Here is a 16541-nt window from a genome sequence, read left to right as displayed (position 1 = left end):
CCATGGCGGACCCGCAAGACGTCCCGCTCAGCTCGGCGCAGCGATCGAAGATCCGGCGCCTCTCGCAGCCCAAGGAGCCCGAAGCCGGGGAGGAGGCCGGCGAGCTCAACGTCGTTCCTTACCTCGACATCATCACGAACATCCTCATCTTCGTGCTCGCCAGCGTCTCGGTGACATTCGTGTCGTCGATCGACACGACGCCGCCGTCCATCGGCGGGGGCAAGGTGCGCAGCGAGCTCTCGAGCAAGGCGTTGAACCTCTCCGCGTTCATCACCAGCCAGGGGATCTCGCTGAAGACGTCGAGCGGCAACATCGCGACCGGCTGCCAGGACGTGGGCAGCGGGGTCACGGTGCCGAAGACGAACGAGAGCTATGACTTTCCCGCCCTCACGGCGTGCGCGAAGCGCCTCAAGAACGCCCGCCCCGAGTTCAAAGAGGAGACGCAGGTGACGATCACGGCGAACCCGGGCATCGACTACAAGACCATCATCGACGTGATGGACGCGCTGAGGAGCGACGCCGGGGAGGAGCTGTTCCCGGAGGTCCACTTCGGGGTGGCCCGATGAGCGCCGCCGAGCAGCCCCCTCCGCCGCAGCCCAAGGCGAGCATCGTCCGCTACAAGGCGGCCCTCCGGAAGGCGATCCGCCGGAACCGGCGTGAGCCCGAGATCGACTTCCTGAACATCACCGCGATGCTCGACCTGATGACGATCATCCTCGTCTTCTTGCTGAAGAGCGTGGGATCGTCCGCGGCATCCATCCCGCAGTCCAAGGACCTCACCCTGCCGAAGTCGGTGATGCAGGCCGAGCCCTCGCAGGAGGGCGTGGTCGTCATCGTCTCGAAGTCGCAGATCCTCGTGGGCGAGGATCCGACCCCGATCGTCGTGCTCCCCAACCGCGAGCAGCTCGCCCAGTCCGGGGTCGACGCGAAGTACAAGCGCAGCGGGCCCAACGATCTCTACATCGTGCCGCTCGCGAATGCCCTGTCCCATGCGCGCGAGACGGACAAGGCGATCCGCGCCGCGAAGGGGCTCGATCCTTCGTCGTCCGAGGCGATCATCGTGGCCGACGCCACCACGCCGTACCGCCTGCTGATCGAGGTCCTGTTCACCCTCGGACAGAGCGAGTTCGGCAAGTACCACCTGATGGTGCTGAGCGGCAGCAAGCAGTAGCCGCTCCCCTGCCTCGCTCCAGGCGGCCACCTGCCGTGGCCGCGCACCTCACCCCACCCCACGTTCGGCGCGCCGTCGCTCGGTCGAGAGGCGCCCCCCCAACGGGCGCGCTCCCCCGATGCGCTCCGCCGCGCTACATGCCCCGACAGGCCCCCGCGACCGGCGCGCTCGCCGCGCGCCGTGCCGCCGGGGCGATCAGTCCACCGCGAACAGCTCTTCGAGATCGGCCTTGGTGAGCTTCTTGGCGCCGCCGGCGTCCTCGCTGAGGACGGAGGCGACGAGCTGACGCTTCTTGTCCTTGAGCAGCAAGATCTTCTCCTCGATCGTGCCCGCGGCGATGAGGCGGTACGCGGTCACCACCTTGGTCTGCCCGATGCGGTGGGCGCGGTCGGTGGCCTGCTGCTCGACCGCGGGGTTCCACCACGGATCGAAGTGGATCACCGTGTCGGCCGCGGTGAGGTTCAGGCCGGTGCCGCCCGCCTTGAGGCTGATGAGGAAGACCGGCACGCTCGGATCGCTCTGGAAGCGCTCGACGCGCTCCGCCCGGTCCTTCGTGGAGCCGTCGAGGTACTCGTAGGCGACGCCATCCTCCTTCATCGCCCGCTCGATGAGCTTCAGCATCATCACGAACTGGCTGAAGACGAGGACCTTGTGCCCGCCCTCGACGGCGTTCGAGATGAGCTCGCGCACCGCGACGAGCTTGCCGGAGTCGTCGTCGCCGAACTCGCGCGGCAAGCCGAGCAGCCGCGGATCGCAGGCCGCCTGCCGGAGGCGCGTGAGGCCGGCGAGGATCTGGAGCTGGCTCTTCGCGAGCCCGACGCGCTCCACCTCGCCGAGGACCTGCGCCCGCACCTCGCGCGCGACCTGCATGTAGAGCGCCCGCTGCTCGCCGGTGAGATCGCAGATCTGATCCATCTCGATCTTCTCCGGCAGATCCTTGGCGACCTCCTGCTTCGTGCGCCGCAGGATGAACGGGTGGATCACGGCGCGGAGCCGCTGCGCGGTCTTGTAGTCGCCCGCCTCGATCGGCCGTGAGAAGCGCGCCTCGAACTTGTCGAGCGAGCCGAGCAGGCCCGGCGAGACGAAGTCGAAGATCGACCAGATCTCCGACAGCCGGTTCTCGATGGGCGTGCCCGTGAGCGCGAGCCGGCGCTTCGCGCGGAGCCGCTTGGCCGCGGCCGCCGTGGCGCTCATCGGGTTCTTGATGTGCTGCGCCTCGTCGAGGATCGCGTAGCTCAGATCGAGCTGCGCGAGGAAGTCCTCGTCGCGGCGGAGCAGCGCATAGCTCGTGATGACCACCTCGGCGGCCTTCACCTCGTCGATCTGGTCCTTGCGATCGGCGCCGTGCCACAGCGCGACCGAGAGCGACGGCGCGAACCGGGCGAGCTCGCGCTCCCAGTTCGTCACGACGCTCGTCGGCGCGACGATCAGCGCGCGCAGGTGCTTCTCCTCCTGCTTGACGGCGAGCAGGAGCGCGATCGTCTGGACCGTCTTGCCGAGGCCCATGTCGTCGGCGAGCACGCCGCCCGAGCCGATGTCGTGGATGAACTTGAGCCACGACAGGCCGGCCTCCTGGTAGGGCCGCAGCGTCGCCTTCAGGTTCCGGGGCCGCTTGGTGCTGCCGATCTCGTCGATGTTGCTGAGCTTGTGAAAGAGCTCGCGCGCGGAGGCGGTCACGCTCGACGAGCTCGCGTGCTGGAGCAGCTCGTGCACCCGCCCGGCCTGCGCCAGCGGCAGCCGGCCGCTCTTGCCGGCGGTCATCATCAGCTCGACCTCGCGATCGAGCATCGCGCGCACCGCGTCGGGGTCGAACGCGGCGAACGACCCGTCCTCGAGGCGGACGTAGCGCTTGCCCTCGGCGAGGCAGCGGCGCAGCTCGTCACGATCGACGCCGACGCCCTCGCTCTCGAAGCTGAGCTTGACGTTCAGCCAGTCCATCCCCGAGGTGACCTTGGCAAACACGCCGATGGGCTTGCTGCGCACCTGCGTGTCGACGAGATCCTCGGGGACGAAGAGGTCCCAGTCGTCGGGGAGCTCGGCGAGACCCTCGGTCCAGAAGGTGAGCGCGTGGTCGCCGTTCGCGATGAAGCCCTGGCCGGTCTCGTCCGGCCTGAGCCCGAGGCCGAGCAGCTTGCCCGCCGCCTCCTGCTGCGCGGCGATGTCCACGCGGATACAGCGGGCGCGCTTCATCCCCTCCTCGGGCGGCTGCACGAGCACCGGGGGCGAGATGCCGTCGGCGCGCACGGCGACCTCCGCGTCGCCGTACGCGGCGAACAGCGTGACGCGCGCCTCGATCAGTGAGCCGCCGGCGCGCATACGGAACGTGGGCACGAGGTCGACGACCTCGGCGATCTGGTTCAGGTCGGGCAGCTCCGCGCCGACCTCGAGCGCGATCTTGGGCAGCCCCTGCATGATGATGCGGGGCAGCTCGCCCATCGGCTCGCCGATGGTCGGCGAGCGCAGCAGGCGGCGCATCGCCGCGGGCGAGACGCGCTTGTCGATGCGGCGCGCGAGCCCCTCCTGCGTGTCGATGTGCCAGCCCGGCCAGCCCTCGAACCACCCGCCCTGCAGCAGGGAGAAGCGGCGCTTGTCGTTCCCCCGCTCGAAGCTCGCCTTGACGATGATCGTGTCGCCGCCGACGGTCTCGAGATCGAAGCGCGGCCGCAGGCTATCCTCGCCGAAGCGGAGCTGCATGAGCGCCGGCTCGAGGAGCACGCGCTGGCCTTCCAGCAGCGGGAGCAGCTCGGCCACGTCCTCGCCGCGGATATCGACGGCGGGGTGACGCGGGTTGCCGCTCTCGAAGCGGGCGAGCAGCCGGAGAGCGTCGCGATCGGGCGTCGGATAGAGCGCCTGCCAGGCGAGCGCCGCGGAGGGCAGCACCGGGACGCGCGCCTCGGCGTCGAGGACGGTGACGGTCAGCGCTCCTTGCCGCACGTGAAGTCGGAACTCCACGCGCCGGGCTCCGGTGACGCCCTCGGGCGGGAGCCAGGCGCCGATGCCGGTCTGCTTGGCGGTGGCGTCGAGCACGGGGGCCGTGAGGGCGACGGCGGAGCCCGGCGGCCCGTGGGTGCCGACGACGGTGGGGACAGGAACCGGCGGCGTGATCGCCAGCCGCCCGCGGCGGTCACGACGGCGCACGCGCTTCAGGGCGTCACCGCCAGCATGGGCGGTCTGAGGGACGAGCGCCGGGATCGGCGGCTCGCGTCGGGGCTGCGCGCCGCGAGCCTGGTCTCGGATGCTGATGAGCAGCGCCGCGACGTGCTTGCAATGCTGTCCGGCCTTCTGGAATGCCGGGCAGGAGCACTGGGACTGGATGCCATCGGGCGAGAGCTCCACCTTGACGGGGTACGGCTCGGAGTCGGCGGCGCGGACGGTGCCGCTCGCCATCGTCTCGTTGATGGAGATGTCCTCCACGACGCGGCGACGGAAGTACTCCAGCCCGCGGAGAAAGGTGCGGGCGCCAAGGAGCCTTCGCAGGCCACGATCGCTGAGGGTGGAGAGTGCGTCGGAGATCGGAGGCGGCACGTCGTGGGCTCGGGATACAGGTGCGGCGGCAATTCGCCGGGATGGGTCGGGTGGACGGGACCTCTGGCGGATCCCGCTGGATGAAGAACCGGCATCAGATGAAGAACGGCAAGAACACGATGGTCACGGCGGGAAGCATCTTGATGAGCACGTGGATCGCAGGACCGGCCACATCCTTGAGGGGATCGCCGATCGTGTCGCCAACGACGGCGGCGCCGTAGGTGGGGTTGTCCGCCCGCGCCCCGGTCTCGTCGACAAGGTAGCGCCCGCCGTGCGCGCCGGTCGCGATGTACTGCCTCGCATTGTCCCAGATCGCCCCGGTATTCCCCAAGAAGAGCGACCCGAGGACACCTGCGACCGTCCCGGCCATGATCAGGGCCGCGACTGAATCTGCCGCGACCAGAGGATTATCTTCCGTCCTTGCAAAGCGCAAGGCAAGTCCCACGACGACCGGCACCGCCGCCGACACCAGGGCTGGCGCGATCATGTGGCGTAGCGCCGCCCGCGAGACCATCTCGACGCAGGGCTCGTGGTCGCCGACGAAGCCCGGCGGGCGGGCCCGGGCCTGGCGCCTCACCTCGTCGAGGACGCGGCGGCCGGCCTGGAGCACGTTGCGGATGCAGCGCCCGGCCAGCCAGAAGACCAGGAGGATCCCGACCAGCGCGCCGAGGTAGACCTCGGGCCGGTCGAGGCGCACGACCATGGAGGCCGTCTCGCCGCTGCTCGGCGCGCTCAACGTCAGCGCGCGCCGCCGGGACTCGTCGAGGTAGCCGGCGACGAGCAGCAGCGAGGCGAGCGCCGCCACCCCGGCCGTGTACGCCTTCGTGATCGCCTTGGTCGTGTTGCCGACGGCGTCCAGCACGAGGGTGCGGCCTCGCACGTCCGGTCGGTCGCGGGCCACCGTCAGCGCGACGATGCCGCCCGCGTTGTCCACGATGGGGCCGAACGCGTCCATGGCGAGGACATACCCGGCGGTGCCCAGCATCCCCATCGTGGCGACCGCGGTGCCGAACAGGCCTCCCCCGGCGAGGCCGGAGCGGGCGCCGAGCAGGTACGAGCCGAAGGTCGCGCCGACGACGACCAGGAGCGGGAGGACCGAGCTCTCGAGGCCGATGGCGAGCCCACGGAGCACGGCCATCGCGGAGCCGCTGCGGGCGGCCTCGGCGAGCTCGCGGACCGGGCGATGCCGCTGCTCGGTGTAGTACTGCGTGACGTGCAGCACGCCGATGCCGGCGACGATGCCGATGACGCCGCACGCGAAGAAGACGACCCAGTGGGCGCCGAGCAGCCACTTGGCGGCCCCGGCGATCCCGACGGCGTGAAGGATCGCCGTGACGTAGAGCCCGCGGACGAGGGCGTTGAACGCGTCCTCCCGGTCGTCGGTCTTGACGACCATCACGCCGAAGAGCGTCGCGATGAGGCCGAACGCGCGGCTAACCAGCGGAAAGAGCACGACGGCGAGGGCGCTCGGGAGCCCGGCGTTGTTGCGGAAGAGCATCGCGCCGACCACCATGGCGCCCGCGTTCTCGGTGACGGTCGAGGCGAAGACGCCGGCCGCGCGCCCGGCGCAGTCGCCGACCATGTCGCCCGCCAGATCGACGATCGTGGCCGGGTTCTGCTGATCGTCCTCGTCCAGCCCGACCTCGGCGCCGGCGAGGTCCGCGCCGAGGTCGGCCGCCTTGGAGAAGGTGCCGCCGCCGAGCTGCGCCATGAGCGCGGCGAACGAGGCGCCGAGCGGGTAGCCGGCGATGACCCAGGGGATCGTCGGCGCGAGCGCGAGCGCCTCGGCCGGCTCGGCCCCGAAGCCGCCCCGGAACGCGAGGACCGCGGCGAACAGGCCGCCGAGGCCGAGGAGGCTCATGCTCGCGACGAAGAGCCCCGACACGGCCCCGCCCCGGAGGGCGATCTGCAGGGCGAGATCGAGCGAGCGGCGGGCGCCGCTGGCGGCGCGCACGCTGGTGCGGGGCGCGATCCAGGTGGCGATGCGGCCCGTCGCGACCGCGCTGGCTGCCCCGACAGCGAACGAGAGCGTGAGCCAGACGCCGAGCTCCAGCGCGGGCACCGGGTTCTTCTCCCCCGCGCGCCGGAGGAGGCCGTACGCGAGAAAGATGGCGCCGCCGAGCATCGCGGAGACCGCGCCGATCACGCTGCTCTGGCGGCGAAAATACGCCTCCGCGACCCCCTGGATGAGCGCGGCCACGCGCTGCATCTCCGGCTCGACCGCGGGGCGCGCGACGACCCAGCGAGCGAGGTAGGCCGCAAAGGCGAGCCCGATCAGGCCGCCGCTGAGGATGAGCGCAAGCTCCGTCATGACGGGCGGACCGGGCGCGCACCGTGAAAGCGCTGCCTCGGCCGGTGAGGATGGTGCGGGCGATGCCCGCGGGAGCGCCGCAGGAACCCGCGCTGCAGCGGCGCACGCCTTCCCTACTCCGGCCAGCAGGGCCGCGCAAGCGAAGACGACGCGCTCGGCCCGGTCATTTCACGTCGTTCGCATCGCGCCCGACCGCGTGCTCCAGCCGGGTCTTCGCGACGAGCGCCCCGACGCGCGCGTTGAGCTGCTGCAGACGTGCGCGCGTGACCTCGGTCTCGGCGTCGACGACGTCGACGCTCGTGGCCCGACCGGCCCGGAACAGCTCGGACCGGACGCGCATCGACTCCACCGCCGCCGCGAGCTGGCGCTCGGCGGCCTCGATGCTGCTCACGGTCTTGCCCAGCTCAGCGTAGGCGGACGCCACCTCGAGCCGGAGCGCGTCGCGCAGCGCGGCCTTCTGCTCGGCGACCTGCGTGGTGCGGGCGTTCGCCTCGGCGGAGGCGGCCGCGGTGGTGAAGACGTCGTTGAGCACCCACGAGGCGCGGACGCCCGCCGCCCACGTCAGATCGAACCGCTCCTGGGTCGGGAAGATGCGCTGGTTCGGGTTCGCATAGGTGACGTCGGCGAAGGCGTCCACGCGCGGGAAGTAGCCGGCCCTCGTGACCGCCTCGGCCTTCTCGAGCGAGTACTGTGTCTCATCGAGGGCGCGGATCTCGAGGCGCCGCTGGAGCGCCTCCTGGAACAGCGCCGGGAGCGGCTCGGCGGGCGGCTTCGCGGGCGCGCTGCCCATCACGTCGATGCCCAGGTTGAGCGGCCGGTTCGGCGCCGCGCCGAGGGCGATCCGGATCTGGTCGTCCGCGACCAGGAGCGCGGCCTGGGCCTCGTGGAGCACCTGCTCGGCGCTGGCCACCTGGGCCTCGAGCCGGAGCACGTCGGCCCGCGAGAGCAGCCCCACCTCGAAGGTGCGCCGCGCGTCCTCGACGTGGGCCCTGGCCTGAGACACCGCCTCACCTGCGACGACGACCTGCCCCTTCACGCGAACCCAGTTGAAGAACGCGATCTTCGCGTCGGCCGCGGCCTGAAGGGACTCCGCCTGGAGCTCGAGCTTCTTCGCGGTCTCCGCGTGGGACGCGGCGGCGTATCCCTGGGAGATGCGGAGCACGTAATCCGAAATGGGCACGGCGAGGTTCGCCGTGAGCGAGTAGCTGTTGAGGAGGACCGGAAAGGAAAACGCCGCTGCCGCGACCGGCGAACCGGCGCTGTCCACGACGCACTGGCCCGGCAGGCCGCCCGGGCACGGGCCGACCTGGATCAGGCCCTGGTTCCGCGCTCCAACGATGGCCCCGCCGCCGAGGCCCGCGCTCTCGACCTCCGACAGGCGCGTGTAGCTCGCCGTCGCGGTCACCCGGGGGAAGAAGTTGACCACCGCCTGGTCGACCCTGGCCGAGGCCGCGCGGAGCTCGGCCTGCTTGGCGCGGAGCGACGCGCGCGTCCGCAGCGCCGCCTTCGCGACCTCGTCCGGCGTCAGCCCCCCGGGCTGCGGCGCGAGCGCGGTCGCGAGCGGATCGGCCTTCGGCGCCGCCGGCTGGGCCGCGGTGAGAGGAGCCGGCGGGGGCTGCGGCTGTCCGGGGGCGGGAGCAGCGGGCGCGGGCTGCGGCGCGACCGGCTGCGGCACGGCGGGCTGCGCGGCCGCCAGCGGGGCGATGAGCCCGAGGGCGAGCAGCCCGGCGAGCGTCGAAGCCAGCGAGATGCTGCGTCGAGACGAGGGTGCGGTGCTTTTCATGACCGGTCGGTCACTTATGGGCGGCGAAAGCACCCGTCAAGTCACAGGCGATCACCCGCGCCGCCCCACGGCGATCGCTCGCCTCGCCTTCCCGCGAGCGTGACCGGGCGCGTGACCCGGCGGCGAGCGCGCTCGAACCGACGGCAGCTCTGGCGCGCATGAATCGGTGACCGCGCTGGCGCTGTCCGTGACCCCGCTCGGCGCCGTGGCCTGGCGCGGTCGTCATGCCGTGCCGCGTTGGGCCATGACAGCCGGGACATCAGCGCCGGCGCATGAGAAGCGTCTGGTCCGGTGCGCCGCTCAGCGCATGGTCGACGCACTGTTCAGAGCACTGTCCGCACCCACGCACGCGCGCTGTGGACGGCAGCAATCCGTCGCGTGCTCCGCGGCAACGCGTATTGCGGTGCTCCATGGGATGGAAGAACATCCAATGAAGTGGCCGCCATCTTGCTTGGCGGCGGACCGGAGGCCCTCATGCATAGACTGCTTGCATCGCGCCGCAGCTTCTCCCCGATGCTCGCCATCCTCGCGACCGCATCATCGTTTGCCGCCTGCGCTCCGTGGGATCTCGGGGAAGACGAGCCGCCGCAGATAGACGATCCCGGGAGCGTCGCGGTCGCGGCGGAGCCGCCGCCCGCGATCAGCGGCGGCACGCTCGCCGTGAGCAGGAGCGCTGTCCGGGCGGTGGCCGCCGATCCGGATCGCGATCGCGTGTGGATCATCGACCTCGAGGCGCAGAAGCTGACCGCGGAGATCGTCCTCGAGAAGGGCGACGAGCCAGGCAGGGTCGTCGAGGACGACGCGGGGCGGTTCCACGTCGCGCTGCGCCGCGGAGGCGCGGTCGTCACGATCGACGCGGAGAGCGGCAAGGTCGTCGACCGGCGCGACGCGTGCCCTGCCCCGAGGGGGATCGCCTACGATGCGCAGACGGACCAGCTCCACGTCGCCTGCCTCGGCGGCGAGCTCGTGACGCTCCCGGCCGGTCCCGGGGCAGCGACGCGCCGCCTGCAGCTCGAGCGCGACCTGCGCGACGTCATCGTGGACGGCGATCGGCTCCTGGTCAGCAAATTCCGCGCGGCGGAGCTGCTCACGGTCGAGGCGGACGGCAGCATCGCGGGGCGAGAGTCGCTCCCGCAGTTCGACCTGTTCGGGCAGGTGTTCGCGCCGACCGTCGCCTGGCGGACGCTCCCGCTGCCGACGGGGGGCGTCGCGATGGTGCACCAGCGCGCCCTGATCGCGCCCGTCGAGATCGTGGAGGGCGGCTACAGCTCCGGCGGCTGCGACGGGAGCATCGTGCACAGCACGGTGTCGGAGCTCGGGACTGCGGCCCCGGACGGCCTGTTGAAGCTGTCGGCGGCCCTCCCGTCCGCGACCCTCCCGGTCGATCTCGCGATCTCCGAGGATGGCGCGTCGTACGCGGTCGTCGCGGCCGGAAGGAACGAGGTCCTCGTGACGAGCCCCGCGAGCCTGAGCCAGAATGTGGAAGTTGGCTTCGAGCAGGGGACCTGCATGGAGCCGCAGCACCGGGTGATGGTGGACGGCGAGCCCACCGCCGTCGCGTTCGCCGGCGACGCCGTCATCGTGCAGACCCGCGAGCCGGCGAGCCTCCAGGTGCTCGCGCTCGACGGCGTCTCCCGGAACCGCGTCATCACGCTCCCCGGCGAGAGCCGCAGGGACACCGGCCACGAGATGTTCCACAAGAACGCGTCGGGTTCGATGGCGTGCGCGTCGTGCCACCCGGAAGGCGGCGAGGACGGCCACACGTGGGTCTTCAACCCGATCGGGCCGCGGCGCACCCAGTTCGTGAGCGGCGGCATCCTCAATACGGCTCCGTTCCACTGGGACGGCGACATGTCCGGCATCGAGGCCATCATGAGCGAGGTGTTCGAGCGGCGGATGGGCGGCATGCATCAGGGCCCGCGCCGGGTGAAGGTCTTCGCCCGGTGGATCGACAGCCTTCCCGCGCCGCCGGTGTCGTCGGCGCCCGACAAGGACGCCGTGGCGCGCGGCGAGGCCCTCTTCCACGACAAGACCGTGGACTGCGCGAGGTGCCACGCGGGCGCTCAGCTCACGAGCAACGAGTCGTTCGACGTCGGCACGGGCAAGGCCTTCCAGGTGCCGTCGCTGGTCCGCATCGGCGCGCGCGCGCCGTTCATGCACGACGGGTGCGCGACGACGCTGAAGGACCGGTTCACCAAGGCCGCCTGCGGCGGCGGCGACATGCATGGCAAGACGTCTCACCTGTCGGACGCCCAGCTCGACGATCTGGTCGCCTTCCTCGAGACCCTCTGACCCTCCTCCGATCCCGCGTTCCGGCGGGATTTCCGCAGGAGATCCCGCCCTGATCGCGCCCCCCTCACCGCGAATGATGTAACGAGCGCCGAGCCGCGATATGCTGGCGCGGCGTGAACGTCGCAGAAAAAGTCGCCACCCTCGAAGCGCTCCTCCAGCGGGTGCAGCGGAACGCCGCTGCGCCTCGAACCCGGACGTTGCTCCCGGTCTCGGCCGAGCTCGTCCCTCACCGCGGTGAGGCGCCCGGCGCTTTCGCCGACGACATCGTGGGCGCGGCCTCGCCGGACGGCGGGCTGAGCTCGGCGGAGACGTCGCCGGCGAGCGAAGCGCGGCCGGCAGCGGCCTCACCGGCCGCGGGCGGACCGCCGCGCGCCCCCGAGCCGTTCCTCGACGATGCCCGCCATGTCGCCGCGTCGCCCGCCGCTCAGGCGCCGCAGACCGCTGCAAAGCAGCCGGCTGCGGCCGCCAGGGCACCGCAGGAGGCTCAGCCGGCAGCGAAGACCCCGCAGCAGCCTCCGGTGAAGACGCCCGCAGCGGGCGCGGCCAGGACGTCTGCCGCCAGGCCGGCCGCCGCACCGCCGGCGCGCGCCTCGGCGCCGTCCCTCGGCTCACCCGAGAAGCCGGCAGCGGGGCGGCCCGCAGCCTCGCTCGACCTGCCGCGGGCCGATGCCCGCGACGCCGGCCCGATCGCCGGCGGCCAGGAGACCTACCGTCCCCCCGCGGAGCCCGCCGAGCCGAAGCCGAGAGATGCGGCCAGACCTGCCGCGTCCAAGGTCACGGCGCCCGTCGCCGCCAGGTCGGCCGGCCAGCTCTCGGGCGGCGCGGCGGTGCCGCCGGCTCGCGGCTCCAGCCCGCGCGCCGAAGGGAAGCCGTTCTTCCCGCACGAGGACGTCGCCGCGAAGGGGAAGCCGGTCGAGAGCGACAGCGAGCTCTCGTTCGCGGGGCTCCTCCCCGACGAGCCGACCGCCGCGCCGAAGCCCGCCGCGGGGCTGAAGCTCCCCGCCGAGCGCAGGCCGGAGGCCGAGGCGCGCAGGTCGCTGGCCGACCGCGCCGAGGCCCCCGTCGCGGCGCGCGCCGCGACCACGCCGGTCGGGAAGGAGGGCGCCTCCGCGCTGGAGGCGGCCGACGAGCGCGGTGCGTCCGTCAGCGAACCGGTCACGCCGAAGGCCGCGCCAGCAGAGGCGCTCGCCGCCACGACGCGGCGCGCGATGGGCGAGCCGGCCGTCGAGCGCGAGCTCAATCGCGATATGGTCGACGATGAGCCGACCGTGATCCGCGGCATGCTCGAGGACGAGCCCACGGTCATCCGCTCGCGTCCCGAGGGCCTCGAAGACGAGGAGACGGCCGTCCGCTCCGCGCGGTCCGAGGCCCAGGCGATCGCGCGCTCGGTCCAGGATCAAGAGACGGTCGACGCGGCGCCCGGGGTGCTGCCCAGGGAGGCCGTCGACGAAGGGGAGCGCAGGTCCAGGCCGAAGGCGCTCGACCGCGACCTGCTCCCGAAGGTCATCACCAAGGATCCTCCCGTCGTCCCGGCGGACAAGGCGCCGAAGCAGTCCGATGTCGCCACGACGCGGCCGCCTGCGGACACCAGCGTCAGCGTCACCGAGCGCCCGGCGGCGCCTCGCTCGCGCGTGGGCCTCATCATCGCGGCGGCGGCGCTCCTCGTGGCCGGCGCAGCCGTCGCGCACCGCCTCGGGTTGTTCGGCTCCGAGCCTGCACCCCCGGCGAACGTCGCTCCTGACACCAACGCGGGCGCAGCGCAGGACGTCACGGCGCAGCCCCCGGCCACGCAGCCGACGCCGGCCGCCACGCCCGCAGAGACTGCGCCCGCGGCCCCGTCGGCGGTGGAGACCGCGGCGCCCGCCGCGACGGCTGAGCCGACCACGACCGCCGTGCCGGCCGAGACCGCCGTGCCGGCCGCGGGCAGCTCGGAGAATCTGCCGTCGAACCGTGGCCACCTCCTGGTCAACTCGCCCGAGCAGGCGTCGGTCTACGTGAACGGCTCGCTCGCCGGAAACACGGGAGAGACGCTCGAGGTTCCCTGCGGGACGCGCTACGTGCGGCTCGGCAAGCTGACGACGGAGAAGACGTCGACCCCCACGTGGCTCTCCTCCGGCCAGGCGGTCATCGTGGGCTGCCGCAAGCAGACGGTCCTGTCGATCAACCCCACCCCGGCGAGCCCGGCGCCCGAGCGGCCGGCGAAGCGCAAAGGCAGCCCGGCCGCCGCCCCCGACCAGGAGGGCGCTGCTCCGGCGCCCGCCGGGGGAGACGCGCCCGCGCCGGCGGGCGAGCCCGCTCCGTAAGAAGCCCCTCCGCTGGTTCGATGACAGGCCGCCCTCCGGGGGCGGCCTGCGCTCCTGCAGGTACGCAGGAGCGCGGTGCTAGGCTGCGCCCCTCATGGAATCCAAGACGACCGCCCTCCCCCACGCGGCAGGCGCTGTGGCCGACGAAGCGGCGGCCCTGCGGGCGCCCGGCGCGGCGGCGAGCGCTGGCCCCTTTCCGGTGAGCGGCCCGGCGGGGGGAGAGCCCCTCGACGACGTCGCGGAGACAGCGCCCACCGCTGTCGGGGAGATCGTCGTCCGGGCGCGGGCGGCGCAGCGCGTCTGGGCCGAGGTCCCGATCGGGGAGCGCGCGGAGCTCATCGGGAAGGTCAAGCGGCGCCTGCTCGCGCGGGCCGAGGAGATCGCGGCGCTCCTGCACCGCGAGTGCGGCAAGCCGATCGAGGAAGCCGCGCTGGCCGAGGTGCTGCCGAACGCCGATCTCATCGACTACTGGACCGTGTCGATCGAGGAGCTGCTCGACGAGCCGGCTGTCGATCTCGACCCGCTCGCCTACCCGGGCAAGGCCGGGCGCATCCGGAGGGAGCCGCGCGGCGTCGTCGCCCTCATCACGCCGTGGAACTACCCCGTCGCGATCCCGCTGCGCACGATCGTGCCGGCGCTGCTCGCGGGTAACGCCGTGGTCTTCAAGCCGAGCGAGGTCACCCCGCGCTCCGGCGCCCTCGTGTCCTCGCTGTTCGACGGGCTGCTCCCCGACGGCGTCCTCGCCGTCGCGCAGGGCGGCGGCGACGTCGGCGCCGCGCTCATCGACGCCGGCGTCGATCTCGTCGTCTTCACCGGCAGCGTCGCCACCGGCAAGAAGGTCGCGGTCGCATGCGCCGAGCGCCTCGTCCCGACGTCGCTGGAGCTCGGCGGGAAGGACAGCGCCATCGTGCTCGGCGACTGCGATCTGGAGCGCGCCGCGCGCGGGGTCGTCTGGGGTGCGTTCACGAACGCCGGACAGAACTGCGCCTCGATCGAGCGCGTCTACGTCGAGCACGCGATCGCGGACCGCTTCATCGAGCGCGTCGTCGCGCTCACCGGGCAGCTCCGGGCGGGGATCGACGTCGGGCTGATGACGACCGCGCGGCAGGCCGAGATCGTCCGGCGTCAGCTCGACGCGGCCGTCGCCGACGGGGCCGAGCTGCTCGCCGGCGGCGCGCCGGAGCCTGGCTCTCTCGCGTTCCCGCCGACGGTCCTCAAGGTCGAGCGCGAGGACACGCCGCTCCTCCGGGAGGAGACCTTCGGCCCCATCCTCCCTGTCCTCGTGGTCAACAACGCCGAGGAGGCGATCGCCCGCACCAACGCGTCGCGCTTCGCGCTCACGACCAGCCTCTGGACCCGCGGGTACGAGCGGGCCCATGCCCTCGGGCGCCGGCTGAGATCGGGCGTGGTGACGATCAACAACCACGGCTTCACGGGCGCGCTCCCGGCCGCCCCGTGGACGGGGACGGGCGACAGCGGCTTCGGCGTGACGAGCAGCCCTCACGCGCTCGCGGAGCTGACGCGGCCGCGCTTCTACCTCGAAGATCGCAGCAGAGCGAAGAGCGAGCTGTGGTGGTACCCTTATACTCCAGCGCTCCGGACCATCGCCTTCGCGATGGCGCGGGTGCGAGGCGGAGCCGGATGGTTCGGCCGCATCAGCGCCCTTGTCGAGCTCGTCGCCGCGTTCGCCAGGCGCATGCTCGGCCGCTGATCCGGAGGCCCGTCGAGGCAACGCATGCGCCCCCTGATCCTCCTGTCCAACGACGACGGCTACTCGGCCCCAGGTCTGATCGCGGTGCGGGACGCGGTCATCCAGCACGCCGACGTCGTGGTGTGCGCCCCCGCGGTCAACCAGAGCGCCACGAGCCACTCGCTGAGCCTGCACCGCGTCCTCCGGCTGCTGGAAACCGCGCCCGGCGTGTTCGCGGTCGACGGGACGCCCGCCGACTGCATCTACGTGGCCCTTCACGCCGGCGCGCGCGTGCTGCCGCGGCGCCCCGACCTCGTCGTTTCGGGGATGAACCACGGGCTCAACCTTGGCTCCGACATCTTCTACTCGGGGACCGTGGCCGCAGCGCGCGAAGGAGCGCTGCGCGGCATTCCCTCGATCGCGCTCTCCGCCGACGCCGGCGCCTCGCGCGACGCCGCGGCGGCGCTCGGCGTGAAGCTCGCCCTCGCCCTCCACCGCGCCGCCGGGCAGGCAGAGCGCCGGCCGGCGCCGCTGCTCAACGTCAACATCCCCGCGGGCAGCAGCTGGCCCGTGCGCGCCACGCGCATCGGCGCGCGCCTATACACCGAGGAGGTGATCTTCCGCCAGGATCCTCGCGGGCACGAGTACCTCTGGATCGGCGGCGCAGGCGTGCGCCACGACTTGGTCCCCGGCTCGGACACCGAGGCGTACGACGAGGGGGCCGTCAGCGTCACGCCGCTGACCCTCGACCTGTTCGCAGCGCAGCACGAGGGCGTCGCGAGCGGTATCGCCGCGGAGCTCAACGATGGCCGCACCCCCTGAAGCCGCGCGCGGCGGCGCCCTGCTGCGCTTTCCGGCCCGGGGGCGCTCGCCTAGGCTCCGGCGCCATGTTCAACCACGACGACCTGCCCTCCGAGCACGCGCTCCGCTACCTCAAGGCCCACCTCCGCAGCGTCCCGGATTTTCCGAAGCCGGGCATCCTCTTCAAGGACATCACGCCGCTCCTCGCCGATCCGCGGGCGCTCCACATCACGCTGGATCTCCTGGCCCAGCGTCACATCGGTGAGCACGTCGACGTCGTGGTCGGCGTCGAGTCGCGTGGCTTCATCTTCGGCGGCGCGCTCTCGGCCCGGCTCAACGCGAGCTTCGTGCCCGTGCGCAAGCCCGGCAAGCTCCCGGCCGCGACCGATCGCGTGGCGTACGAGCTCGAGTACGGCACGGCCGAGCTCGAGATGCACAAGGGCTCGATCAAGCCCGGAGCCAGGGTCCTCGTGGTGGACGATCTGCTCGCGACCGGCGGCACCGCCGCCGCGACCGCGGAGCTCGCGCGCAAGCAGGGCGGCGAGGTCGTCGGCTTCGCCTTCGTCGTCGAGCTCGACTTCCTCGGCGGGCGGGCGCTCCTCACGCAGCGCGCCGGCGACGCGGCCCGCGTCTACTCGATCGTGCACTTCGCCGCGGGCGAGTGA

General features: G+C 72.4%; 10 protein-coding genes. 7 read left to right on the top strand and 3 right to left on the bottom strand.

The features are described 5' to 3' along the window. Window positions 1–2: 2 nt before the first annotated feature. Together WME96_RS15020 and WME96_RS15015 are read left to right on the top strand one after the other, a co-directional pair. Entirely contained in the window at window positions 3–566 is a 564-nt protein-coding gene (locus tag WME96_RS15020; protein ID WP_061617271.1) for an ExbD/TolR family protein, read from the top strand. Then, window positions 563–1171, top strand: coding sequence for an ExbD/TolR family protein (locus WME96_RS15015; protein WP_437290796.1), 609 nt, complete (start codon window positions 563–565; stop codon window positions 1169–1171). The genes WME96_RS15020 and WME96_RS15015 overlap by 4 nt, the downstream gene beginning before the upstream one ends. A gap of 195 nt (window positions 1172–1366) precedes the next feature. On the opposite strand, the gene WME96_RS15010 is transcribed toward WME96_RS15015, so the two are convergent. The 3 genes from WME96_RS15010 to WME96_RS15000 all read right to left on the bottom strand — a co-directional run bounded on the left by WME96_RS15010 (window position 1367) and on the right by WME96_RS15000 (window position 8790). Further along, window positions 1367–4696: an SNF2-related protein gene (locus WME96_RS15010; protein ID WP_437290795.1), complete on the bottom strand. Its 3330-nt coding sequence runs from the start codon at window positions 4694–4696 to the stop codon at window positions 1367–1369. 94 nt (window positions 4697–4790) lie between these two features. Beyond that, window positions 4791–7007, bottom strand: a complete 2217-nt coding sequence (locus WME96_RS15005) for a sodium-translocating pyrophosphatase (RefSeq protein WP_437290794.1) — start codon at window positions 7005–7007, stop codon at window positions 4791–4793. 163 nt (window positions 7008–7170) lie between these two features. Further along, window positions 7171–8790, bottom strand: a complete 1620-nt coding sequence (locus tag WME96_RS15000) for a TolC family protein (RefSeq protein WP_437290793.1) — start codon at window positions 8788–8790, stop codon at window positions 7171–7173. Between the two features lie 474 nt (window positions 8791–9264). Here WME96_RS15000 and WME96_RS14995 point away from each other — a divergent pair, with 474 nt between their 5' ends. The 5 genes from WME96_RS14995 (at window position 9265) to WME96_RS14975 (ending at window position 16541) form a co-directional block, all read left to right on the top strand. After that, complete coding sequence (locus WME96_RS14995; protein WP_437290792.1) at window positions 9265–11082, top strand: c-type cytochrome; 1818 nt, start codon at window positions 9265–9267, stop codon at window positions 11080–11082. Window positions 11083–11195: 113 nt separating this feature from the next. Continuing rightward, window positions 11196–13385, top strand: a complete 2190-nt coding sequence (locus WME96_RS14990; RefSeq protein WP_437290791.1) for a hypothetical protein — start codon at window positions 11196–11198, stop codon at window positions 13383–13385. Window positions 13386–13479: 94 nt separating this feature from the next. Then, on the top strand, window positions 13480–15096 hold the full coding sequence (locus WME96_RS14985; protein WP_437290790.1) for an aldehyde dehydrogenase family protein: 1617 nt from the start codon (window positions 13480–13482) through the stop codon (window positions 15094–15096). Between the two features lie 24 nt (window positions 15097–15120). Further along, on the top strand, window positions 15121–15897 hold the full coding sequence (gene surE, locus WME96_RS14980) for a 5'/3'-nucleotidase SurE (RefSeq protein WP_437290789.1): 777 nt from the start codon (window positions 15121–15123) through the stop codon (window positions 15895–15897). 65 nt (window positions 15898–15962) lie between these two features. After that, window positions 15963–16541, top strand: coding sequence for an adenine phosphoribosyltransferase (locus WME96_RS14975; RefSeq protein ID WP_437290788.1), 579 nt, complete (start codon window positions 15963–15965; stop codon window positions 16539–16541).

The sequence above is a fragment of the Sorangium sp. So ce406 genome, assembly GCF_051474675.1.
Taxonomy (GTDB): domain Bacteria; phylum Myxococcota_A; class Polyangia; order Polyangiales; family Polyangiaceae; genus Sorangium; species Sorangium cellulosum_G.
The sequence above is the reverse complement of the archived record's forward strand: the minus strand, read 5'-3'. Positions and strand labels throughout refer to the sequence as shown.